25 protein-coding genes are annotated in these 23,929 nt (G+C 40.6%); 6 read left to right on the top strand and 19 right to left on the bottom strand.

Annotated elements, in window-relative coordinates:
• Positions 1-7: 7 nt before the first annotated feature.
• The 4 genes from DS2_RS04370 to DS2_RS04385 all read right to left on the bottom strand — a co-directional run bounded on the left by DS2_RS04370 (position 8) and on the right by DS2_RS04385 (position 2,909).
• Positions 8-1,381: a TRAP transporter large permease gene (locus DS2_RS04370; RefSeq protein WP_035013423.1), complete on the bottom strand. Its 1,374-nt coding sequence runs from the start codon at positions 1,379-1,381 to the stop codon at positions 8-10.
• Complete coding sequence (locus DS2_RS04375; protein ID WP_035013424.1) at positions 1,381-1,887, bottom strand: TRAP transporter small permease subunit; 507 nt, start codon at positions 1,885-1,887, stop codon at positions 1,381-1,383. The genes DS2_RS04370 and DS2_RS04375 overlap by 1 nt, the downstream gene beginning before the upstream one ends.
• 66 nt (positions 1,888-1,953) lie before the next feature.
• Entirely contained in the window at positions 1,954-2,268 is a 315-nt protein-coding gene (locus tag DS2_RS04380; RefSeq protein ID WP_035013425.1) for a BolA family protein, read from the bottom strand.
• A gap of 26 nt (positions 2,269-2,294) precedes the next feature.
• Positions 2,295-2,909, bottom strand: coding sequence for an alpha-ketoglutarate-dependent dioxygenase AlkB family protein (locus DS2_RS04385; protein WP_035013426.1), 615 nt, complete (start codon positions 2,907-2,909; stop codon positions 2,295-2,297).
• 26 nt (positions 2,910-2,935) lie between these two features.
• Here DS2_RS04385 and DS2_RS04390 point away from each other — a divergent pair, with 26 nt between their 5' ends.
• The gene (locus tag DS2_RS04390; protein ID WP_051479614.1) at positions 2,936-4,147 is read left to right on the top strand and encodes a methyltransferase; all 1,212 of its coding nucleotides are present in this window, start codon (positions 2,936-2,938) and stop codon (positions 4,145-4,147) included.
• Positions 4,148-4,228: 81 nt separating this feature from the next.
• On the opposite strand, the gene purB is transcribed toward DS2_RS04390, so the two are convergent.
• Genes purB through DS2_RS04415 form a run of 5 tightly spaced genes read right to left on the bottom strand, consistent with a single transcriptional unit; the run spans position 4,229 to position 8,557 of the window.
• Positions 4,229-5,596, bottom strand: a complete 1,368-nt coding sequence (purB, locus tag DS2_RS04395; RefSeq protein WP_035013427.1) for an adenylosuccinate lyase — start codon at positions 5,594-5,596, stop codon at positions 4,229-4,231.
• Positions 5,597-5,608: 12 nt separating this feature from the next.
• Positions 5,609-6,241, bottom strand: coding sequence for a high frequency lysogenization protein HflD (gene hflD, locus DS2_RS04400; RefSeq protein ID WP_035013428.1), 633 nt, complete (start codon positions 6,239-6,241; stop codon positions 5,609-5,611).
• 17 nt (positions 6,242-6,258) lie between these two features.
• Positions 6,259-7,362, bottom strand: a complete 1,104-nt coding sequence (gene mnmA, locus DS2_RS04405) for a tRNA 2-thiouridine(34) synthase MnmA (protein WP_035013429.1) — start codon at positions 7,360-7,362, stop codon at positions 6,259-6,261.
• 56 nt (positions 7,363-7,418) lie between these two features.
• Complete coding sequence (locus DS2_RS04410) at positions 7,419-7,868, bottom strand: NUDIX hydrolase (protein WP_035013430.1); 450 nt, start codon at positions 7,866-7,868, stop codon at positions 7,419-7,421.
• Positions 7,868-8,557 carry a pseudouridine synthase gene (locus DS2_RS04415; protein WP_035013431.1) on the bottom strand — a complete coding sequence of 230 codons (690 nt, stop codon included), beginning with the start codon at positions 8,555-8,557 and terminating at the stop codon, positions 7,868-7,870. The genes DS2_RS04410 and DS2_RS04415 overlap by 1 nt, the downstream gene beginning before the upstream one ends.
• A 236-nt stretch (positions 8,558-8,793) precedes the next feature.
• Between DS2_RS04415 and DS2_RS04420 the strand changes: the two genes are divergently transcribed.
• The gene (locus DS2_RS04420) at positions 8,794-11,022 is read left to right on the top strand and encodes an NADP-dependent isocitrate dehydrogenase (protein WP_035013432.1); all 2,229 of its coding nucleotides are present in this window, start codon (positions 8,794-8,796) and stop codon (positions 11,020-11,022) included.
• 146 nt (positions 11,023-11,168) lie between these two features.
• On the opposite strand, the gene DS2_RS20780 is transcribed toward DS2_RS04420, so the two are convergent.
• On the bottom strand, positions 11,169-11,300 hold the full coding sequence (locus DS2_RS20780; protein ID WP_326979539.1) for a tyrosine-type recombinase/integrase: 132 nt from the start codon (positions 11,298-11,300) through the stop codon (positions 11,169-11,171).
• Positions 11,301-11,703: 403 nt separating this feature from the next.
• Here DS2_RS20780 and DS2_RS04425 point away from each other — a divergent pair, with 403 nt between their 5' ends.
• On the top strand, positions 11,704-12,000 hold the full coding sequence (locus DS2_RS04425) for a DUF6984 family protein (RefSeq protein WP_035013433.1): 297 nt from the start codon (positions 11,704-11,706) through the stop codon (positions 11,998-12,000).
• Between the two features lie 28 nt (positions 12,001-12,028).
• Positions 12,029-12,397 (top strand): DUF6334 family protein, encoded by a 369-nt coding sequence (locus tag DS2_RS04430; protein WP_035013434.1) that lies wholly within the window; start codon positions 12,029-12,031, stop codon positions 12,395-12,397.
• Between the two features lie 231 nt (positions 12,398-12,628).
• On the opposite strand, the gene DS2_RS04435 is transcribed toward DS2_RS04430, so the two are convergent.
• The 9 genes from DS2_RS04435 to DS2_RS04475 form a co-directional block, all read right to left on the bottom strand.
• Positions 12,629-13,123: a GNAT family N-acetyltransferase gene (locus DS2_RS04435; RefSeq protein WP_035013435.1), complete on the bottom strand. Its 495-nt coding sequence runs from the start codon at positions 13,121-13,123 to the stop codon at positions 12,629-12,631.
• Positions 13,120-13,395 (bottom strand): DUF1778 domain-containing protein, encoded by a 276-nt coding sequence (locus tag DS2_RS04440; protein WP_035013436.1) that lies wholly within the window; start codon positions 13,393-13,395, stop codon positions 13,120-13,122. The genes DS2_RS04435 and DS2_RS04440 overlap by 4 nt, the downstream gene beginning before the upstream one ends.
• A 222-nt stretch (positions 13,396-13,617) precedes the next feature.
• Positions 13,618-15,177 (bottom strand): carboxylesterase/lipase family protein, encoded by a 1,560-nt coding sequence (locus DS2_RS04445; protein WP_035013437.1) that lies wholly within the window; start codon positions 15,175-15,177, stop codon positions 13,618-13,620.
• 145 nt (positions 15,178-15,322) lie between these two features.
• Positions 15,323-16,204, bottom strand: a complete 882-nt coding sequence (locus DS2_RS04450) for a sugar phosphate isomerase/epimerase family protein (RefSeq protein WP_035013438.1) — start codon at positions 16,202-16,204, stop codon at positions 15,323-15,325.
• Between the two features lie 35 nt (positions 16,205-16,239).
• Positions 16,240-17,967 carry a GMC oxidoreductase gene (locus DS2_RS04455; RefSeq protein ID WP_035013439.1) on the bottom strand — a complete coding sequence of 576 codons (1,728 nt, stop codon included), beginning with the start codon at positions 17,965-17,967 and terminating at the stop codon, positions 16,240-16,242.
• An 83-nt stretch (positions 17,968-18,050) separates the two neighbouring features.
• Positions 18,051-18,656: a gluconate 2-dehydrogenase subunit 3 family protein gene (locus tag DS2_RS04460; RefSeq protein ID WP_051479615.1), complete on the bottom strand. Its 606-nt coding sequence runs from the start codon at positions 18,654-18,656 to the stop codon at positions 18,051-18,053.
• The gene (locus DS2_RS04465) at positions 18,653-19,891 is read right to left on the bottom strand and encodes an MFS transporter (protein WP_035013440.1); all 1,239 of its coding nucleotides are present in this window, start codon (positions 19,889-19,891) and stop codon (positions 18,653-18,655) included. The genes DS2_RS04460 and DS2_RS04465 overlap by 4 nt, the downstream gene beginning before the upstream one ends.
• 10 nt (positions 19,892-19,901) lie before the next feature.
• Positions 19,902-20,954, bottom strand: a complete 1,053-nt coding sequence (locus tag DS2_RS04470; RefSeq protein ID WP_035013441.1) for a sugar phosphate isomerase/epimerase family protein — start codon at positions 20,952-20,954, stop codon at positions 19,902-19,904.
• Positions 20,955-20,970: 16 nt separating this feature from the next.
• Positions 20,971-22,146: a Gfo/Idh/MocA family protein gene (locus tag DS2_RS04475; protein WP_035013442.1), complete on the bottom strand. Its 1,176-nt coding sequence runs from the start codon at positions 22,144-22,146 to the stop codon at positions 20,971-20,973.
• A gap of 208 nt (positions 22,147-22,354) precedes the next feature.
• Here DS2_RS04475 and DS2_RS04480 point away from each other — a divergent pair, with 208 nt between their 5' ends.
• A complete protein-coding gene (locus DS2_RS04480; RefSeq protein WP_035013443.1) occupies positions 22,355-23,104 on the top strand; it encodes an AraC family transcriptional regulator in 750 nt (249 codons plus the stop codon).
• 113 nt (positions 23,105-23,217) lie between these two features.
• A complete protein-coding gene (locus DS2_RS04485; protein WP_035013444.1) occupies positions 23,218-23,913 on the top strand; it encodes a hypothetical protein in 696 nt (231 codons plus the stop codon).
• Positions 23,914-23,929: the final 16 nt, after the last annotated feature.

Consider the following 23,929-nt stretch of genomic DNA (forward strand, 5'->3'; position numbering starts at 1 on the left):
TTATAAATTAATAACCTTCTGAATAAACGACAGAAGGTAACCAAATTGCCAACTCTGGCCAAAGTGCCAACGCAACCAGTACAAACAATTGAATCACAATAAAAGGCATCACCCCTTTATATATTTGGGCGGTTCTTATGCTAGCATCAGCGACACCACGCAAATAAAACAGCGCAAAGCCAAATGGCGGTGTTAAAAACGATGTTTGCAAATTGATTGCTATCATAATGCCTAACCAAATGGGATCAAGCCCCATAGACAGCAATACAGGTGCAACAATAGGCACAACTACAAAGGTAATTTCAATAAAGTCTAGAATAAAACCCAATAAAAACAGAATCACCATCACCAATAACATAGCGGTAAACACACCACCAGGCAGGCTCTCAAATATCGACTCTATTAACTCCTCTCCCCCGAGGCCACGGAATACTAACGAAAAAACAGACGCCCCAATCAAGATTAAGAACACCATGCTAGTACAGGTCAGAGTTGCTTTATTAACTGAGGCAAGCATATTAAAACTGAGCTGCCCTTTGAACAGTGCCAGTAATAATGCTCCAAAAGCGCCGATAGCCGCTGCTTCTGTTGGTGTCGCAAAGCCAGCGAGGATAGAACCTAAAACAACAAATATAAGGAGTACAGGTGGGACAACAGCTTTAATTAACGCGCCAACAGCCACTTTTTCTCTGTTGTCGAAAGCGGGTAAATACTCAGGCTTGAACCAAGCAATTGCCAATAAGTACACTAAATAGAGTGCTACTAACAACACACCGGGTACAATTGCGCCAACAAACAAGTCGCCTACTGACACTGTTTCCGGCGAAAAAATCCCCATGTCTAGCTGAGACTGTTGAAATGCATTAGAAATAACATCCCCCAACAAAACTAGAGCAATTGAAGGTGGAATAATTTGCCCTAAGGTACCAACCGCACAAATGCTGCCGCAGGCAATTGATGGATTATATTTTTGCTTGAGCATCGCAGGCAGAGATAACAACCCCATAGTCACTACAGTCGCCCCAACTATCCCAGTACTCGCTGCTAATAACGCACCGACTAAAACTACGGCAATCGCTAAACCGCCTCTAAAGCGAGAAAAAAGTTGAGAAATGGAAACAAGCAATGATTCAGCTATTTTAGATTTTTCTAATACCACCCCCATAAATACAAACAAAGGGACAGCCAACAGAGTTTGATTATTCATAATGCCGAAGATGCGGCTAGGTAAAGCATGTAAGAATGCGCTGTCAAAAACACCAAACAAAGATGCAATGAATGCAAACAGCAAAGATGTACCCGCCAGCGCAAAAGCAACGGGATAACCCGTTAATAAAACACAACAAACAACAACGAAAAGGACTAACGACAAATATTCCATTATGCTCTTCCCTCGCGCAGAATTTTTATGTTTTTAATGACTTCGCTCAAACCTTGAACCAACAATAGCAAGCAAAAAATCAGAATGAAACTTTTAAGAATATACACAAAGGGCAAGCCGCCTGCATCGACTGACGTTTCCATTATACGCCAGCTGTCACCAACATATTGCCAGCTATAAATAGCAATGGTAACAACAACAGGCCAAAGCAATAACACGGTACCGCACAAGTTAACTAGCGCTTGTTTTGACGTACTCAGTTTACTATAAAACACGTCAACTCGAACGTGTTCATTGCACTTTAAAGTGTAGGCTGCGCCCAACAAAAAGATCGCAGAGTGCAAATACAATACAGCTTCTTGTGCGGCAATAGAACCGATAGATAATCCATAACGCAGAAACACAATTCCCGCCATCAACAGCACAATTATTGTCGCTAACCAGGCGACGATGTTGCCGCAAGCTTCTGAAAAAGCGTCGAGTTTATCGCTTATTTGCACTAGCATTTCTAATCCGTATTATTTTTTGCGCGCATTATACCTCAGGTTAAGTAAATTGCGAGTTTGTAAACACTAGTCAGACTTGCTGCCTCCTAAGCACTTCGGAGAAAGGGGGACATTAACGTCGCCGTTCTGCCATTCTTTAACAGAATAAGTATGAATGGATAACGCATGAACAGGACCTGCGAGTTCTTCGGCCAAACATTCATTGATAGCTCGATGACGCTGAATTAACCGCAACCCATCAAAGATTTCACTGACTACAATAACTTTGTAATGAGAATCTGTCGCGGGTCCCGAATGCATATGGCTTTCATTTTGAACATCTAATTCAACTGGGTTGAACTTGCCCTTCAACTTATCAAAAATTACCTCATCTATCGTCATTTAAACTGTACCTTTAGTCATACTGGTTATTGATGTATATATCTGAATGTTAAATTGATTCGCCCACTGGTTATGCGGGTGCGCTTAGGTAAACAATGATACCAAAATTCCTGAGTGCTACCGGCCATAATGAGTAAACTGCCATGCGCTAGTTGTAATTTATGCTGCTCGCCTGTTAGACGATGCTTAAAAAAGAAATCACGTTCAACACCAAAACTAAACGAAGCTATTACGGGTGTCTTACCTAGTTCAGCTTCATCATCTGCATGCCACCCCATAGTATCTTGGCCATTCCTGTAGTAGTTTGCCAACACACAATTAAATTTAGCCTGACAAATTGATTCTGCTAAATCTTTTAGCTGCTCGAGTTCCTTTGGCCATATATCAGCAGTAAATGTCTCACCTGAATATTTATACTTTAGTGGTTTTGCGGCGTAAAAGGCCTGTAACCGTGGGATCGGATGTGTTTTACCGTACACAGTAATCTGCGCTTGTTGCCAGTCAAGTTGATTTGCTAAACAGTCCATCCATAAGTCAGCAACCTTGGGATCAATTAGGTTTGGGTAATAATTGACATCCGCATTGCGCATCTTGAGTTTTTGCGGGTGTATGACTTGTTCAGTTGTTGTGCCTTGATACAATAGAGTTAACTCACTAGTCTACAGTCATGTCTAATTCGTCTATGCTGCAAAATAACCACGTTTATCCCGTTGAAGATTGTCCATTAACACTTTGGCGCTTTCCCAAACAATCCGAGACATCACCATTACAAGCATGGGATAGTGCTGACATTTTATTGGCAAATACAGCTGAACAGATTATATCACAAACCAGCGCTAGCACATTAGTGATAAACGACCAGTTTGGTGCCATTACACTGCATTTGCAAAGCTTAACGTCAGCGCCAATTAGCTTTTATAGCGACTCAAAAATCGCCCATTTGGCTTACCAACAAAATTTGACGTTGAATTCAGAAAACTCACCAAAAGCAGATCTAATATTCAAGCCACTCAATAACAGCATAAATGATTTAAACAAGATATCGGCGGAGCAAGTTTATCTAATAAAAATTCCAAAGAACTTAGATTTCCTAGAAGCAATTTTGGCGCAAATACATCAAGTGGCGCCCGAAGATGCACAGATAATCGCATCGGCTAAAGCGAGCGATATAAACAACAAAGTGGTTAAACTATTTAATCGCTACTTTAAACAAGTGGATGTCAGTTTAGCTACAAAAAAATCACGAACAATTCATGCCACTGGTAAACAAGCATCACCCTACTCGTCTTATTCATATTGGAAAACCTGGCAATTAGATAATGGTTTAACTATTTATAACGCGCCAAATGTATTCTCACGCAACAGCTTAGATATCGGCGCCGCATTTTTTCTGCCTCACCTACCAGCAAAACCTAACGACTTTAATTCAACAAAAACAGATGTGTTTGATTTAGCTTGCGGCAACGGCATCTTATCCGCTTACATTGCTAGTTCTTTTCAGCAAAACAACTGCGCTGGTGAGTTAGTGTTACATTTGTTTGATGAATCTTATATGGCAATTGAATCGGCCGTTAAAACAATAGAGGCGAACGACTTGAGCTATGTACAAATCAAGCCTAATTGGAATGATTGCTTAAGCGACGTTAAAGATAAAGCAGACTGGATTGTCTGCAACCCACCTTTCCACCAACAAAAAACCATTACCGACCATATCGCGATGCAAATGTTTAATGATAGCCAGCGTTGTTTAGCAAAGGGGGGAAAATTGATAATCGTGGGCAACGCGCATTTGGGTTATAGCAAACGGCTAAAAGATATTTTTGCTGACTGCGAGCTAGTGGCACAAGATAAAAGGTTTGTTGTATTAAAGGCGGAATAATGTCCTGGAGACAGATATCTTTTGTTTTAAAAAAAGGCAGAAAACTTTCTGCCTTTTTACCGCTTCAAATGTGATTGACTATTATAGTAAATCAACCAACTTCTGCGCATCACCAATATATTTAGCTGGCGTTAATTCTTTTAAACGCGCTTTTTCACTTGAAGGTAACGCTAGGCCATCAATAAACTCAGCCATAGCTTGTTGGTCAACACGTTTACCACGGGTTAACTCTTTAAGCTTCTCGTATGGTTTTTCGATACCATAACGACGCATAACTGTTTGAATTGGCTCTGCCAATAATTCCCAGTTTTGGTCAAGCTCAGCTAGGAAACTTGCTTCATTAACTTCTAACTTGCTGATACCTTTTAGTGTAGCTTGATAAGCAATAATGGAATGTGCAACACCTACACCCAAGTTACGCAATACAGTTGAATCGGTTAAGTCACGTTGCCAACGAGATACTGGTAGTTTTGCGGCTAAGTGATCAAAAATCGCATTACCTAAACCTAAGTTACCTTCTGAGTTTTCAAAATCAATTGGGTTAACTTTATGCGGCATAGTTGAAGAGCCTATTTCGCCCGCAACGGTTTTTTGCTTGAAGTGACCCAATGCAATATACGCCCATATATCACGGTCGAAATCTAAAATAATGGTATTCGCACGTGCAACAGCATCAAACAATTCAGCAATATAATCGTGTGGCTCAATCTGAGTTGTATATGGGTTCCAAGTTAACCCTATGCTAGTTACAAACTCTTCACTGATTTCATGCCAGTTTAATTCAGGGTAAGCTGATAAATGCGCATTGTAGTTACCTACTGCACCATTAATTTTACCTAAAATTTCAACTTGAGCGATTTGGTCACGTTGGCGCTTTAAACGCATATAAACGTTAGCCATTTCTTTACCCATAGTGGTAGGTGAAGCTGGCTGACCATGGGTGCGCGCCATCATAGCAACATCACGATATTCTTTCGCCATACGGTGCAATTCAGCCAAAATTTTATCAATGTAAGGCAAAATTACAGTGTCGCGTGCTTCTTTAAGCATTAAACCATGTGAGGTATTGTTAATATCTTCTGATGTACAAGCAAAGTGCAAAAATTCAGTCACTGCGTGTAGCTCAGGGATATTAGCCACTTTTTCTTTTAAGAAATACTCAACCGCTTTAACGTCATGATTAGTTGTACGCTCAATTTCTTTTACTCGAGCAGCATCTGCTTCACTGAAATATTCAACAATTTCATCTAACGCTGTGTTTGCTTCATCAGAAAACTCTGGTACCTCTTTGATACCTGCGATTTTAGATAATTTTTGTAACCAACGCACTTCAACCGTTACGCGGTATTTAGTTAAACCAAACTCACTGAATATTGAGCGAAGCTCAGTTGTTTTACTACCGTAACGACCATCAACTGGTGAAACCGCAGTCAAGCTGGATAATTCCATCGAAATCTCCTGTTAAATATTGGATATTTGTTGAAGCGCGTGCGCTGAAAAACGCACCCATTTTTGTCTTCTAAATAAAATATTACGTCGTTTACCGCCTAACTGACGCCAAAGCACAGCTGAGCGCAACGCAGCAAGCAACAGTGCTCGTACTTTATTTTGTACTAAACGCTGTTGTAATAAATTAGGGTTACCCATTACACGAATTTTAGGGCCTAACGGGCTGATCACATCTTTATAAATACCAGCAAATCCTTCTACCACAACATCATGCAATAAATCATAATGTGCTAGTTTGGTTTCCATCGCATCAATTTGCTGACCCAGTTTACGCAATGATTGCGGGTTTTTCGCCAGTTTGCGTTCAAGGGTTAATACACTTAACACATAGCGAGTCAGCTCAGCATCTTTCACTTGCGCCTGATGGCCTAACTGGTTGTGAATATTAGTCAAACCAGGTTGTAAATTGACTAGTTCGCCATACACATCAACCGTGTCTGCTGGGTTGGTGTTTAACACACTTTTAAGCATTGTTGCGAATTGTTCGTCATCCATTTCACCCTTTCGTGCAACACTCTGCACTAAAGCACATGCTTGGCAAACCCCTGCCAAAGCTAAAGTTTGTTCGTAAGATACATCTGACATCAAAGTTACCGAATTAGCTACCGAATTAAACTGTCAATAATTGCGCCGCCCAAACAGACTTCTTGCGCATAAAATACCGCTGACTGCCCAGGCGTTACCGCAGCCACTGGCTCATCAAAGATGACTTGATAATTTTGTTCATCTAATTTTTTAACCGAACAGGCTATATCTTGTTGGCGATAGCGAGTTTTAACAGTACAGTTAAATTCTTGACCCGGACCGACTCTGTCAACCCAATGGCTTTGATTAACAATCATGCCATTTGAGAATAATCTTGGGTGTTTACTGCCTTGTGCGACAATCAATACATTGCGTTCAAGATCTTTGTCGACCGTGTACCAAGGCTCATCACCTGAGTTTTTCATACCACCAATACCTAAACCTTTTCGCTGGCCTAGCGTGTGGTACATTAAACCTTCGTGGCGACCAATCACTTCGCCATCAACAGTTTCAATATCACCCGGCTGTGCGGGTAAATATTGCTGCAGGAAATCTTTAAATTTGCGCTCACCAATAAAACAAATACCAGTTGAATCTTTTTTATTGGCTGTGACTAAGTCTTGCTCTTCAGCAATCTTACGTACTTCTGGTTTCTCTAAACCACCAACTGGAAATAAGGTTTGGGCAACATGCTGCTCTGCTAAAGTATATAAAAAGTAGCTTTGGTCTTTATTATTATCTAAACCACGTAACATTTGCCACTTGCCGTTTTCGTCTTGACGACGTTGCACATAGTGACCAGTGGCTATATAGTCAGCCCCTAATGCATCTGCAGCAAATTCTAAAAAGGCTTTAAACTTTATTTCTTTGTTGCACATAATATCTGGGTTAGGCGTTCTGCCCGCTTTGTATTCTGCTAAAAAGTACTCGAATACATTGTCCCAATATTCTGCGGCAAAGTTGACAGTGTGCAATTCAATGCCTAACTTGTCGGCAACAGCTTGTGCATCTTCTAAGTCCTGAGCGGCTGCGCAGTACTCATCTGTATCATCTTCTTCCCAATTCTTCATGAACAAACCTTCAACTTGATATCCTTGTTGAAGTAACAAATAAGCAGACACAGATGAATCAACGCCACCCGACATACCAACAATAACTTTTTTGTCTTGATTGCCTGACATGAATAAAAATACTCGCAGCTAAAAATGGGGCGCTATTCTATCACCCTTTATCCTTGCTATAAATAACTCTTAACCGCAGATAGCGGTATTCTTTGCCCTTTTATATAATCATCAAAGCAAATTTGTACCATATGGCTTCTATGTGGTAGCTGTTTTTGCTCGATTTGTTCAATGCTAAACCAGTGTGCAGCAAGGATATCATCATCTTGTGGTTGCAGAGCTGGCAATTGCTCTGACTCCACTTTGCAGTAATAACAAAAACGTAAATATTGAATATCTTTGCCTTGAACTTGGCTTTGATAAATACCTACTAAACCTTGAGGCTCTAGTTCAATGCCCGCTTCTTCAAATAATTCACGTTTAGCGGCTTGCTCTAAAGATTCATCTTTTTCTAAATGGCCAGCTGGCTGATTAATAACATTAATGCCATTTTCTATTTCTTCAACAACTAAAAACTTATTGTTGCATTCAACTATCCAAGCAATAGTTGTATTAGGTTTAAACATTAAATTTGCTCCAAATATTGTTTAAATTCTTCAGTATCGAGTTCACGCCATTCACCTGGTGCTAACCCATCAATTGAGAAAGATGAAAACTGATGGCGAATTAAGCGCAAAGTTGGCAAACCAACGTGGGCAGTCATGCGGCGAACTTGTCGATTTTTACCCTCTTGTAAGCCAATTTCTAGCCATGACGTTGGTATATTTTTGCGTTCTCGAATTGGAGGGTTACGAGGCCAAATCGCTGGCGGTTCAATCAGCCTTACTTTTGCTGGCTTAGTTTTACCGTCTTTAAGTTCAACGCCCTGACGTAATTGCTGCAGTTGTTGTTGGTTGGGTTCACCTTCTACTTGCACCCAATAGAGTTTGCTTTTGTCGAATTTAGGATTGGCAAGTACGTTTTGTAACTTGCCGCTATTGGTTAACACCAACAGTCCTTCTGAATCTTTATCTAACCGCCCTGCTGCATAAACATTTTCAATAGGAATATAATCTTTTAATGTTTTTCTGTGCTGATCATCGGTAAACTGAGTCAACACATCATATGGTTTATTAAACAACACCACTTTTACCACTGCAGGTTCTGGCCTTTTAGTTTTGCGCTTAACACCCTGACGCGAATTCCGCGAGTTTTTTGCCTTATTTATGTGTTTTTTTTGCCCAAAACTTGGCTTTTTTGTGTTTTGCTGCAACATTTATTTCCACTATTCAATTATAAAATGACAACTAAAGCGATACCCAAGCTACTTTACTATACTTGCAATCGCTCATTTGTGGGCTGTACTGTATCTCGTATTATAAAGAAGCCTAGGTATATATCACCAAACTTTATGGTCGACATTGCACCAAAGCGGTGAACATACGCTTGTAGTAATTAAGAAGCTTGCTAGAATCATCGGCAGCATAATTTATATTTTTTAAGGACATAATGATGACAACTGAAAGTTCTAAAATCATTTATACCATAACTGATGAAGCTCCAGCTTTAGCAACATACAGTTTATTACCTATTATTCAAGCTTACGCTAAAACAGCTGGCGTTGAAGTAGAAACACGTGACATCTCTTTAGCTGCACGTATTCTATCTCAATTCCCAGATATTTTACCTGAAAGCCAATTCCAATCTGACGATTTGAAAGAATTAGGTGAATTAGCCAAAACGCCTGAAGCTAACATCATCAAATTACCAAATATCAGTGCTTCAATTCCTCAGTTAAAAGCTGCAATTAAAGAATTACAAGCAAAAGGTTTTGCGTTACCTGATTACCCTGATTCACCAGCTAACGAACAAGAAGCTGATATCAAAGCACGTTTCGACGCGGTTAAAGGTAGTGCGGTAAACCCAGTATTACGTGAAGGTAACTCTGACCGTCGTGCACCTGCTTCTGTTAAAAACTATGCGAAGAAAAACCCACATAGCATGGGTGCATGGTCTGCTGATTCTAAATCTCACGTTTCTAGCATGACTGGTGGCGACTTCTACGGCAGCGAAAAATCTACCACAGTTGAAAAAGCAGGTTCAGTAAAAATTGAATTAACTAAAGCTTCAGGTGAAGTGGAAGTATTAAAAGAATCAGTCGCTGTTCAAGCTGGCGAAATTATTGATTCTGCAGTAATGAGCGCAAGTGCATTGCAATCTTTCTTAGCTGAACAAGTAGAAGATGCTAAAGCACAAGACGTATTATTCTCGTTGCATATGAAAGCAACTATGATGAAAGTTTCTGATCCTATTATCTTCGGTCACGCTGTTGAAGCTTTCTACAAGCCAGTTTTAGACAAGTACGCAGACAAATTTGCCGCTTTAGGCGTAAACCTTAACAATGGTTTCGGTGACGTTGAAAGCTGTATCGCTAAGTTACCTGCTGACGAGCAAGCTGCAATTAAAGCTGACATCGAAGCTTGTTACGCTGCACGCCCTGCAATGGCTATGGTTAACTCAGATAAAGGCATTACTAACTTACACGTACCAAGTGACGTAATCATCGATGCTTCTATGCCGGCTGCTATTCGTTCTTCTGGCCAAATGTGGGGTCCAGATGGAAATCAAGCAGATACTAAATTTGTAATTCCAGACAGAAGTTATGCGGGTGTTTACCAAGAAGTTGTTGAGTTCTGTAAAAAGAATGGTGCTTTCGACCCGTCAACTATGGGTAGCGTACCAAACGTTGGTTTGATGGCACAAAAAGCTGAAGAATACGGTTCGCACGACAAAACTTTCGAAATTCCTGCAGCGGGTGAAGTTAAAGTTATCGACCAAGACGGTAACGTATTATTACAACACTCTGTTGAGCAAGGCGATATCTGGCGTATGTGTCAGGTTAAAGACGCACCAATTCGTGACTGGGTTAAATTAGCTGTTAACCGTGCACGTTTAAGCGATACACCTGCAGTATTCTGGTTAGATAAAAACCGTGCGCACGATGCACAACTTATCAAAAAAGTTGAAGCATACTTACCAGAGCACGACACTAGCGGTTTAGACATTCAAATTTTAGCGCCAGTTGAAGCAACTCGTTTCTCTTTAGAGCGCATTAAAGCGGGTCAAGACACTATCTCAGTAACTGGTAACGTTTTACGTGACTACTTAACTGACTTATTCCCAATTTTAGAACTAGGTACAAGTGCGAAAATGTTATCTATCGTTCCATTAATGAACGGTGGTGGCTTATTCGAAACTGGTGCTGGTGGTTCTGCGCCTAAGCACGTTGAGCAATTAGTTAACGAAAACTACTTACGTTGGGATTCTTTAGGTGAGTTCTTAGCATTAGCTGCTTCTTTTGAGCATTTGGCAAATGTAGCTGACAATGCACAAGCTAAAGTTTTAGCAGAAGCATTAGATGCAGCAACAGGTAAAGTATTAGATAACAACCGTTCGCCTTCACGCCGTTTAGGTGGTATCGACAACCGTGGTAGCCACTTCTACTTAGCATTGTACTGGGCACAAGCTTTAGCAGAGCAAACTGCAGATGCAGATTTAGCCGCTAAATTTAAGCCAGTAGCTGAGCAATTAACTGCTAACGAAGAGAAAATTGTTGCTGAATTAGTTGAAGTTCAAGGTAAAGCTGTTGAGATTGGCGGTTACTTCAAACCTGAAGACGACAAAGCTTCTAACGTTATGCGCGCAAGTGCTACACTAAACGCTGTAGTTGATTCGCTATAAGTTTTAGTGAATTAATTAGCTAAATAGCTGATAGTAATTAAAAATAAATCCCCCGCACTCACTGAGTACGGGGGATTTTTTAATTTTGAATATCCGAAAGTTAAATTTAAAAAATCATCTCTCGAAGGTAAGTCAGTTTGTTTGGCTTATTGAAGTAGATGGGTTGCAAATGAATGCCTTAGGGTATGTGGGATAATCGATTTTGTTATTTTCACTTTCACTACAGCCCTGCTAATCGCTTTGCGTACCAATGAATCTAAAAAGAGCTTCAGTTTCAATTGTTCTGAGCGAGTATTGACGTAATAACATGTACTCAGCAGTGCTATTTTTTTATTTAACTATGTTTATTTACGGCTATGTTGTGGTTTGGTGTTGGTAACATAAGGCCTCTTTTATCCACGTTTGCTCTAAATGATTCGTATTAGTCTCCATAAACCTAAACCAGCTCAAAATGTACCTGGCACAATTTGCGCTGAGAAATCGACAGATATGAACTGGTTTTAGTGCGAGTAGTCTGGCTTGTAGTTGGCCATGATTATGAGGGGTTGGGGAATAAGTGTTATTAGATCATATGGGATCTGGCAACTCAATGTTTCTTTTGGGTAAATTACAGATTAAACTTATTTTATTTATTAAAGTTGAGATTGGAGTTTTTCTACAGTCTCGTTATGTGTATCTAGAATGCGGAAGTTAACTCCAAAAGAAGCTGAAATTATTAATAAACTAGTTACATTGGCTAAATTAAAAATTGATACTAAAAATTTACTTGTGCGGCCTTTAAACGATGGTGGTATGGGGAGTCTAGCGTTAGGTGAGAATTATGATAAGCGCATGTTTGGGAAACAAGCGGCAGAGTTTATTTTCAAAGACCTTGACGACACCTTAATATCTGCGGCTCTCAATCTAGACCTTCAAGGTAACTTGTATGAACTAGACTTATGGAAAGTCGACTTTTCACCAACTCAAGTGTTACAGTAAATACGGCGTTATAACTCTTGGAGGTTTTGTGGAATTATCAAGTATTGTGAATTCATGTGAAAAGCTAATACATGCGCAATCATATAGTTTCAAAGAACTTCCAAATGAAATCGCAGCAATAAAATTAGACTTTGAAACGTTTAGTTGCTCTATCAGGTGTATTGAAAATTCTGATGAGCTTGAGCTATCCGATACAAATAAACTTGATGACCTGACTGCAACTAATTATTCACTATTACTTCAAAGCTGTTGCGGCTCCAAATTGCGTTGGGCTTGGGTGTTAGTTAATAATCAAGGCTACTCTGATGGTTTAAGATTTGAATTCGATAATAATCAAATAATTGAGCTCGTTGTTCTTGCATCTTCAATAAAGCAGTTCAGTGTAAACGAGCTATAATCGGGTAGCCAAGGGTATCTAATCCTCAAGCCGCCACAACACCCTGCATGCTGGTCTACCCCAAGGGCACTTTGTCGCTTCGCTCGGGCGCGAAGGGCGTTTCATTTAATAATTATCCATTCGGATAATGCACTTTGATCCATCCGTCTCTGAGTGAATATAATCCTTCTGATTTCAGATAATTTAAGTTTAAAGCCTGTTGAATACCCGGTGCCAAAGGCTAGCGGTTAACTAGCCTAAGCTTGCTCTCACATCCGCAATGGTGATGAAGAGTTTGTTTTCTGCGTCTTGAAATGCTTGAAAACCATAGCGTTCATAGAAATGTTTTGCTCCGCCTTTGGCATCAACGATAACAACTGGAAATGCAACGCTATCACTAGCGGCTAATAGCTTTCTGAGTGCGTCGATAAGCAGCCACTCACCAAAGCCTTTCCCTTTATATCGGTCATCGACAGCAAGACGGGCAATCAGACCACCAGAGGTGGATGATTGGTGCTTTTTTTGTAACTTATCAGGCAATGCATTTAAGTCAATTGGTGTCATTGTTAGCGTGTAAAAGCCGATGACATGTGAGTTGTCGCTATCATCTTCCAAAACAAACGTTCTGGTGTTGTCCTTCTTTGCTTGCTGACTCGCCATTACTTTTAAGTAATTATTGAGAGCTTCGATGCCACAGTTGAATCGGTTTCTATTGTGTTTAGCTTTATCTAGAAGCACCGTATTCATCTTTGACTTTTGCTCGAATATCGATCAGCAGCAGATTTTAGTTTTGAGTTCTGTATCGCAGGGCGGTCTAAAGCTTCCATAAGCAACATCGCATCAGCTTGGCTCAGCTTTAAAGCCTGTTCACGTTCGATAACTTGTTTAGCTTTTTCGATTGCAGCGCTTAAAACAAACGAGTTGATGCTAGACATGCCGGCGATCGCGGCGGCCTTAGTAAGTAAGTCTTGTGTATCGACATCAACTCTAGCGGTGATGCGAGGCAAAGTCGTAGCCATAATCTTATCTCCTGTCGTGTCAAAATGTCACATGTGTATTATGGTCTTAAAGTGTGCAATAAGCAATCTCTGTGTCACTTTGGCACGCAAACTAATCGGGTAGCCGAGGGGTTAGGAGAGTTTATGGCAACGGCACCAAACTCAGCGCTTGTTAAAGCGGCAAAGTTTACCGACGAGAGTGACATTTCCCGTTAATCCATAATCCCTTTAGGCGCATCAGCTTCATAGCTTTTGCAAAACCTTATACCGCTCGCGCAAATACCCAATATCTTCAACTGACAACTCGTTGTCCAACACCATTCGTTTATCTTGCTTAAATAGCGGCCAGTTTGGTATATCTACCCTATTTGGATTTAGGGTTTTGATAAACTGAATAAAATATTTCTGCATTTGCTCAGATGTTTTATAGTCTGCTGCTTGCCAGTCGTAAACTTTGTTATAACGCAAATTACCCAAGGCATATTCTATTTCTGCCGCATGAGCCGCGCCTCTGTCTGTTGACGGGCTTGGGCGAGGTCGTGCATATAAATAGTAATAAACTTGCTTCGGTTGACGTTGGCTAACAGCATCGGCCCATAACCATGTGCTCATACTTAAATATCTATCACTTGCAAGCTGCTGCGCCATTTCTAAAATTTGCTCTGGCGTAGATGCTGGATATAAAACTTTCACCTTGTCAGCATTGTCTGGGTATAGTTTTTCTATCGCTGCATGCCAATCCGCTTGAGTTAGCTTTTTCTTATCAGCCACCTGCCCTAATACAGCTTTATAGCTAGACTCTTGAGTATTTACGCCGGTTAATAACGGAACTTGGTTGTACTTGCCCTGCGCGTATAGTTTATGTGGGTCATCGGTAAAAAACTTACCATCAATTACAGGTTTAAACCAAACAAAGCGTTTTTCCGTCGCCTTTTTTAATAACTGCTCAGCTGATAACTTTCGCATCGCATCGACACTGGTTGCAGCTATCGCATGCTGTAATGCAACCCCTTCATCTTCACCTTCTGCTAAAGAGCGCGAACTAAAATCTAACCCCAGCATAGAGCCGCTTTGTGCCGTCACACCTTTGAGTAAGTTTTTATTGAGTGATGTCAGCATTTGTGCACTAACAGAAATTGAACCTGCTGATTCGCCACCCAATACTATATGTTCAGGGTTACCACCAAACTGCTTTATATTATTTTTTACCCATTGAATCGCTGCTTGTTGATCGTATAAGCCATAGTTGCCTGAGCCTTTGTAATTGGTTTCTTTAGATAACTCAGGGTGCGACAAAAAACCAAATACACCCAAACGATAATTGACTGATACAAATACTATGCCCTGCTTGGCAAAAGCTTCACCATCGTATCTTGCTTCATCACCACTCCCCACTGCGAAGCCACCACCGTGAAAGTAAACATATACAGGTGCATTTTTATTATCGGCTTTGCTCCATATGTTTAAATACAAACAATCTTCACTATGTTTATTTGAGCGGAATATAATGTCGTTAAATATTCTATTTTGTACACACCTAGCCGCAAACTGATTTGCTTGATGGATAACCTCTTTTTTAGAAGCTGATAGCTCTATTGGCTGTGGTAATTTCCAACGCAGCTCACCAACTGGCGGCTTAGCGAAAGGAACGCCTAAATAGCCTACAACACCTTGCTCTAGCTCTACCCCTTGGTATTGGCCTTGATTTAGCTTAACAATATTAGCTGAAGCGTGTGCTTGCGCCTTGGCACATACAGATATGGCTAAAGTGCATATTAGAAAGATGATTTTATTTATTTTCATAGATTTATCCGTGTGCAGTATGCTGATTGAAGCATATTAATCGCCGGTTAGTTACATTTTGGTTAAGCCCATAAAAAGATAAAAGCAAGCTTGAGCACACATCCTGTGCACTCGAGCATTGCTTTGACACACAACAAAATCAATATTACAAAAAGCTATCTAAACCTTTTTTAGATTCAGCTACAGCTTGTAAAGGTGTTAAGCCATTTGGATATTCTTCTTGCTCAACTACTAACCATAAAGTGCCGCCAACTTCTTTATTGGCTTTAATTAAATTTGGCCAATCAATGGTATCTTTGCCGATAATAGGCAACTTACCTTGAGTGCCTTCTGGCAAACGTACTTTATAGTGCGTGGTTAAAGTTCGGCCTGGATATTTGCGCACATATTCAACTGGATCATTGCCTGAGTACTCTGTCCAACCCACATCCTGCTGCAACACTACATTTTCAGAAGTATTTTGCGCCATGTAATCCCAATAGGTAGAATTTTTGTATGCTTCAAATTCTTGCGCATGGTTGTGGTAACCCACTTTCATACCATATGCTGCTAATTTATCTGATAATCTGTTTAGCTCAGCGACTACCCATTCAATGCCATCTGCACTGAAGGCTCTCTCATCGTAAGGTACTATTAACAGGTTGCAGTCTAGTGTTTTATAAAAAGCGACAGTAGATAAGAAGTTTTCATCGTCTAATGCAGAAAATGGCACATGCGCACCACTAGCTTGCAAGTTTAAGCTGGTTAAAAATTGCTTTAAGCCATGCGGGTTTTGTGCGTATGGGCCAAAGTCTCGCGCAAACTCAACGCCTTGAAAACCCATTTTAGATAATTGAGTTAAAGTACCTTTAAAGTCTTTTTTTACATCATCTTTAACTGACCAGAGTTGCACACTAATTTTTGGCATTTGTTCTTTGCTGTCCATTGTTTTTGACGTTGAGGTGGATGTTGCGTTGCAGCCCAGCACCAAAGTGCTTACAGCCGCTACACAAGCTAGTTTTTTAAGGGTGTGTATTATGTTTTTCATGTTTAGAGTCTCTATGTGTTTTATATAATTAATTATTAGATTCGACGGTTTTTCATTTCTTTAACGGCATAATCAACTGCACGAGCGGTTAAAGCCATAAAGGTTAATGACGGATTAACAACGGCAGACGAGCTAAAACTTGCACCATCAGTAACAAACAAGTTTGGAATGTCATGTGCTTGGTTATAGCCATTCAGTACTGAGTCTTTTGGATCGCGTCCCATACGCGCTGTGCCCACTTCGTGTATCGCGATCCCTGGCGGCCTTTCGGTTGCATAACCTTGAATGTTTTTAAAGCCGGCTTTTTCAAACATTTCGCTTGCAACTTCTACTGAGTTTTCCATCATTTTGCGTTCGTTATCCGACCATTCCACATTAAATTCTATTTGCGGTATGCCCCATTTATCTTTTTTAGTTGCATGTAAGGTCATTTGATTATCAGGATTCGGCAACATCTCTCCTTGTGCTTGCAAGCCTATTTTCCACTTACCAGGATGCTGTAATTTATTTTTAAACGATTCTCCAAAACCATCAGCATGGCCAAACGATTGCCAGTCTTCACGGTAAGCACCGCCAGATAACGCATAACCTCGCTTAAAGCCTTTGTGATATTTAGATGGCTCATAATAGAAATTGGGTACATATAAACCCGCTGGGCGGCGGCCAATGTAATATTCATCTTCAAAACCATCAATATCCGCACTGGTACGCGAATTGTAGTTGTGATCCATTAGGTATTTACCCAACACACCCGAGCTATTGGCTAAACCGTTTTTAAATTTATTGGTTTTGCTATTGAGTAATATTTGGGTACTGCCAATGGTTGAGGCACACAAGAACACCAATTTACCGTAGTACTCTCGCTGAGTTAAGTTATCGTTATCGATAACGCGCACGCCTTTTAACCGGTTAGTTGCTTCATCATAAATTAAACTTTCAACCACACTGTTTGGCGCAATATATAAATTGCCGGTTCGCGCTGCCGCTGGCAATGTCGCGCTTTGTGTTGAGAAATATGCTCCGAACGAACACCCTTTTTGGCATTCGTTACGTGCCATACATTTCATGCGACCAAGCTCAACATGAATTTGTTGAGGTTCAGTTAAATGGGCACACCGGCTAATAATAACGGGTTTGTCAGGAAAAGTACCCGCCATTTTCTGCCTAAATGATTTTTCAGGGCCATTCATTTCAAACGGTGGTAAAAATTGGCTGTCTGGCAGTTGTGGTAAGTTATCGTAGTTACCGCTAATACCAACAAATTTTTCTACGTAATCGTACCAAGGCGCTAAGTCTTTATAGCGAATAGGCCAGTCATTGCCAACTCCGTCAGCTTTATTGGCTTTAAAGTCGTAGTCACTTAAGCGATAGCTTTGCCTATGCCATAATAATGATTTACCACCCAATTGGTTGGCACGGATCCAACTAAATTCTGTACCATCTTTCGTTGTGTAGGGTAAATCTCGGTCGTTACCAAAAAAATGTTTAGTACCATCATGAAAGGCATAACATTGTTTTTGAATTTTGTATTGCTGTTCAACTAATAAGTTGTCTACTTTTGTGCGGTTTTCATATTGCCAAGGTGCTTTACCTTCTGCAATGTAGTCTTTGCGGTGTTCAACTACTCTGCCGCGTTCAACCATTAAGGTTTTAAATCCTTTTTCGCAAAACTCTTTTGCAGCCCAGCCGCCTGTCATGCCCGAGCCTATAACGATAACGTCATAAACCTCGCTCGATTCATTTATATACTTTGTCTCTTTCATGTAATGTGTAGTCCAAGGTTAATGCTGCGCTAAATTATTATTTTTATTGCCGCGAAGCTTATTAAATTTATAGTATTTAAATTTTAGTAATATGCTTTAGAACTCCACGCCCTACCTATTTGTTCATAGGGGACAGAGCCTTGATAACCACCTGGTACAGGTAAATATTTCAAAAACTTTAATGCCCCCTCTTCTGAAGTGCAGAAACCAAATACAGTTAGATTTTTAATAAACTTCAAGTTTGCTCTATCCACTTGGTTAAAACCATTACGTGCTTGCTCTGCATCTGTTAACAACGCGAGCTGCTGTTGGTCATTACACAAATAGAACTCCAACTGAAAACGTTTTACCGACATCTCATTCATTTTATTCACCAGCGACACTGCATTCTTTTGTTCTACAGCTGTATGAACATTCGCAAGCTGATGGTCAATAAAGCCATGGCAATCAACGTCTGTCGCGCCGACACTATCCGTAGTAGGAATAATCTGCCCGACTATACTGTGCAATATAATCATTTGATTTTTAGTAAATACACGACCGTCAATTTTGTAACTGTTTACATTTTTTGTGTAACAAAAAGCAGACTTAATTGCCTGCTCTCCTAACAGCTGGCTTGCGGCAGCTGTGCCAAGCACAGCGCCTAAGCCTTGTAACAGTCGTCGCCTATTGGTGACGATTGAACTCATAGAGCCTCTCCAGTTTGATTGGGGGTAACATCATTTTGTGCTTTATTTTTACGCATAAATAAATATAGCGCAGCGAAAGCAACTATGAGTATAGTTGGGAATATGGCTAAATTAGATAAAGCGACTTGACCAGCAACTAATTCGGCCTCTGCGCCAGTCAAGTTTTGCGCTTCTGCAGCTGCACGCGCTGCATCAATCCAACCACCGATAATTGGATTCCACATACTCACTGCAAACATGCCTGCACCACCAATAAGTGACATACCTAAGGCACCTGTTTTAGGTTGGTATTCTGCAATAAACCCAATCATGGTTGGCCAGAAATAAGTTACGCCTAATGCAAACACAATTGCAGCTACATAAACCATACCACCCGTTACAGTGCTCATTAAGTAGATACCTGCTGCAGAGAGCACAGCCGACATCAATAATATTCCAACTGGATTTAGCGTATGTACCAATGGGCCAGCAAAATAACGACCAACAGCCATAAGACCAGTAATCATTGCCATAATTAACATTGGAGATGCACCAGTTGCACCTAAAATGCGTTCAATCCATTGTTGTGTACCTAGCTCTGTGGTTGCAGTTAACGTCATACACAACACCATAAATAAGAACAGCGGTGAGAATAATGCTTTGATATTGGCAGAAGTAGAATTTTCGATATGTACCGCTTCTGGAAACTTCTGAGTAAACATCATGAAACCATAGATTACTGTTGGAATTAGCATAACTGCAATTTGTAACTCCCAACCTAAGCCCATATCTGTCATAAATTTAGAAATTAGTGCGCCAATTACAATACCGCCAGGGAACCACACGTGAAAACGATTCAACATTGTCGTTTTGTTTTTATTGTAAATGTCGGCTATTAGCGGGTTACACCCTGCTTCAACCGCCCCATTGGCAAAACCAACGAAGAAGCTAGAAACTAACAGCAGCCAGAAACCATCGGCCATTATGGTTAATGCTAACCCTAATAAATGGCCTATAAACGCAATTAAAATTAACTTACGCGCACCTATCCAATTATAAAGCAACCCACCAAACATGGTTGCGACCGGAAAGCCTAAAAAGGCCATCGCATTTATCCAACCTAATTGGCTGTCTGTTAAATTAAAACTTTCGCTTAACTGACCCAATATACCTGCGCGAATTGCGAAGGTCATTGCGGTAACCGTTAGTGCTATACAGCTTGCAATAAAAAGCCTATTGGCTTGCTGAGTATTCATATTGTTCGCCTCACAGTCCAAGTATTTTATTATTAAATTCGCGATCTGCTTCGACACCAGCAAAATCATCAAAAGCTTTATCAGTGGTGCGTATTAGGTGTTTAGCAATAAACGGCGCACCTTCTTGAGCACCTTGTTCAGGGTGCTTCATACAACATTCCCACTCCAACACAGCCCAACCTTTGAATCCGTATTGAGTTAATTTGCTAAAGATACCGCTGAAATCTATTTGACCATCCCCTAATGAGCGGAAGCGCCCAGGTCTTTCTTGCCAACCTTGATAACCGCCATAAACACCCGCTTTGCCGTTTGGCAAAAACTCTGCGTCTTTTACATGGAATGCTTTGATGCGATCGTGGTAAAAATCGATAAACTGTAAATAATCTAACTGCTGTAAAACGAAATGGCTTGGATCATAAAGAATGTTCGCTCTTGCATGATTATTAGTTGCTTCTAAGAAACGCTCAAAAGTAACACCGTCATGTAAGTCTTCACCTGGGTGAAGTTCGTAACAAACGTCGACACCATTTTCATCAAAGGTATTTAAGATTGGTAACCAGCGCTCCGCTAAAGCTTCAAAGCCTTGTTCAACTAATCCTGCAGGGCGCTGTGGCCAAGGGTAAACTGTATGCCATAAAAACGAACCCGAAAAACTCGCATGCGCAGTTAAGCCTAGTTTGTTGCTCGCAACCGCGGCGTATTTCATTTGTTGAATGGCCCATTCTGTGCGAGCAGCTGGATTGCCCTTCACTTCATCAGGCGCAAAACCATCAAACATGGTGTCGTATGCTGGATGTACTGCAACCAATTGGCCTTGTAAGTGCGTTGACAACTCACTGATAGCTAAGCCTTGCTCTGCTGCTATGCCTTTAATTTCATCACAATAATCACTGCTTTCTGCGGCGAGTTCCAAATTGAACAATCTCTTGTCCCATGTTGGTATTTGCACGGCTTTATACCCCATACCTGCAACCCATTTACAAATACTCTCAAATGAATTGTATGGTGCTTCATCACCTGCAAACTGCGCTAAAAAAATACCTGGGCCTTTAATTTGACTCATTATTAGTTGCTCCCAATTAAAGTGTTATATTTTGTGGTTCAATGACAAATGTGTGCCATTTAGTGTCTGATTGGCTAGATACAACGGCATTTTCAATAAAGGCCATACCACGCACAGCTTCTTTAATACCGGGTACATCTTGCTCAACGGCGGTAGCTTGAACGCCAGCGGCTTTTGCACGGACTTGCCCTGCAAAATTACGATAAATATTGGCAAATGCTTCTATATAACCTTCAGGATGGCCTGCTGGAATACGCAAATTTGCATTGGCAATATCTGATAATGGGCCAACGCCTGAACGAACAATTTGAATTGGTTGGTCGTTGTATTTAACAATTAAGCTGTTTGGTTCTTGCTGCGACCATTCCAACGCGGCTTTAGTACCGTATGCACGAATACGTAAATTGTTTTCTTCACCCACTGAAATTTGGCTCGCCATTAATACACCACGGCAGCCCGATCTAAATTTCAATAAAATTGTGCCATCGTCATCTAATTTACGCCCTTCAACAACCGAGCCTAAATCAGCACATATTTGCGAAATTTCATCCCCACAAACATATTCAGCTAAGTTCGCCGCGTGAACGCCAATATCGCCCATACAGCAGCTAATGCCTGCTTGTTTTGGGTCTAACCGCCAGCTTGCTTGTTTGTTATCTTCACCCGGCGCTTGAGCTAACCAACCCTGTGGGTATTCAACGACAACTTTGGTAATGTCGCCTAAATCACCATTTGCAATGCGCTGACGTGCTTCTTTTACTAAAGGATAACCAGTGTAGGTGTGAGTTAATCCGTACAACACATCGTGTTTTGAAAGCAAGGATTGTAGCTCTAGCGTTTCTGCTAAGGTAAAGGTTGCAGGTTTATCTGACATCACATGAAAGCCATATTCAAACGCCATTTTTGCAACCGGAAAGTGCATATGATTTGGCGTCACAATGGCAACAAATTGCATGCGTTGCTCGGCTGGTAACTGAGCTTCTTGCTCAAACATTTGTTGGTACGATGCATAACAACGTGCTGGGTCTAAATATAATGCTTTGCCCGATTCAATGCTGCGAGTTTCATTGCTGCTGAATGCACCACAGACTAATTCAATTTGTCCGTCTAAATTTGCAGCCATACGATGTACAGCACCGATAAAGGCCCCCTGGCCGCCACCGACCATACCCATTCTAATTTTTTTAGTCATAAAACCACTCCCAAAGTTATTTTATTGTTAACCATGTTAGGACAAGTTAAACAACTTGAGTTAGAATGAATTCGGTTTATACTAGGACAAATTCGGCGTAGCAAATATAAAAAACTAGATTCATCCCGTTTACTATGAGTGGCTGAATGAAAAAATAGAACGAAGTAGATAATTAAACCACACAAAAATCACGGTATTTTAATAACATATGATTGGCTCCAACAAAATTGAACATCTAAATTCGTTTTTGCAGCAAACTAACATCGCCCAATTGGTTAGCATGTTTGATTTATTGCCCGATATGCTATTTTGGATAAAAAACACCGACAGTCAGATTATTTATGCCAACAGTGCCTTTCAACAACATATTGGGGCGAACAGTTTAGAGCAAGCAATAGGCTTAACCGATTATGATTTTGCACCGCCACATTTAGCCCGGCAATATGTTGTCGACGACCAAAGGGTGATGGCTGGACAGACAGTTGATGATAGATTGGAGATGAACATACTAAAAAACGGTGAACTAAGGTGGTTTACCACATCCAAACGTATTTTATTAGACCAGCATCAACAAGTGATAGGCACCTACGGCGTTTCTCGCCATCTGGAAAAAACGTCACTGGCTTTGACCGGAATGCAGGCCGTTAAAATTCCGGTGGAATATATACGAGCAAACTACATGCATGACATATGCATTGTAAAATTAGCCGAGTTATCACATCTATCCATTAGTGCGCTTGAACGCCGCTTTAAAAAATACTTAAACAAAACCCCCAAACAATTTATCAACGAAGTTCGGCTTGAAAACGCTAGGCGGTTATTGATTGAAACAACCTTACCAATAGCAATGATTGCCAGTGAATGTGGCTTTGCTGATCCTAGCTATTTTACTCGACAATTCACCAAATTATTTGATGAAAAGCCATCAGATTTTCGTTTATCTTTCAACACGGGCTAGTCAAAATTAAGTCAAGCAAAGCATATAAATTAGTCTATTGAATTTGCTTGAATTTTAACAACATGAGGCTAGAGTTAACCTTGACTGCAATTAAATTTAGCTAGGAATTACAAATGGAAGTCGTAAACTTTAGAGTGGGCCAGCGAATCGTATCATTTAACATCCTTGACATTCTCCTGACAGAGAAATTTGCCAATGATCAAACACAAGTGCCGACAAAAGATATCTCCTTTTTAGGGGTCAAAAATTTTATGCATAATGCAACGCCTATTTACGACTTAGGTGCAGCATTAAACGGCGAAACAACCCTTAGCCACAATAAAGCACAACTAAAATACATCCACCAAGCGGAAGAAATTCTTCAAACCGAACGAATTACTGACGCGGTTAAACTGCACAAATGCAACACAGTATTGGCTCAAATCCAATCTCATAACCAAGAAGTCGGCGAAGTATTAAACCAACTCATCTTAAGCCTACAACAAAATACTAAAGTTGATTTTCAGCGCTTGACTCAACAACTGGTTATGCTAGAAGAGTTAATTGTTTCCAGCCATAAACCTGTAACTGTATATACGACAACCAACGGTCAAGTGGCTAACGCTGGATTTGTAGTTGACAAAGTAGAAGATTCAATGCATATAGATGGTCAAAACATACAAAAATTAAATGACCTAGAGTTCCACACTGGCAAGATAGATCCCAGGGTACGCAATATGCTAAAAGGATTGATTTCAAACGAAAAAACATCGAGTCTATTGTTAGACCCAGCGGCTTTCTATCAAGAAGTCGACTTTGCCCCAACCTAACCAAATATTAGCTGTG

It is taken from the genome of Catenovulum agarivorans DS-2, assembly GCF_000568405.1.
GTDB classification, from domain to species: Bacteria; Pseudomonadota; Gammaproteobacteria; order Enterobacterales; family Alteromonadaceae; genus Catenovulum; species Catenovulum agarivorans_A.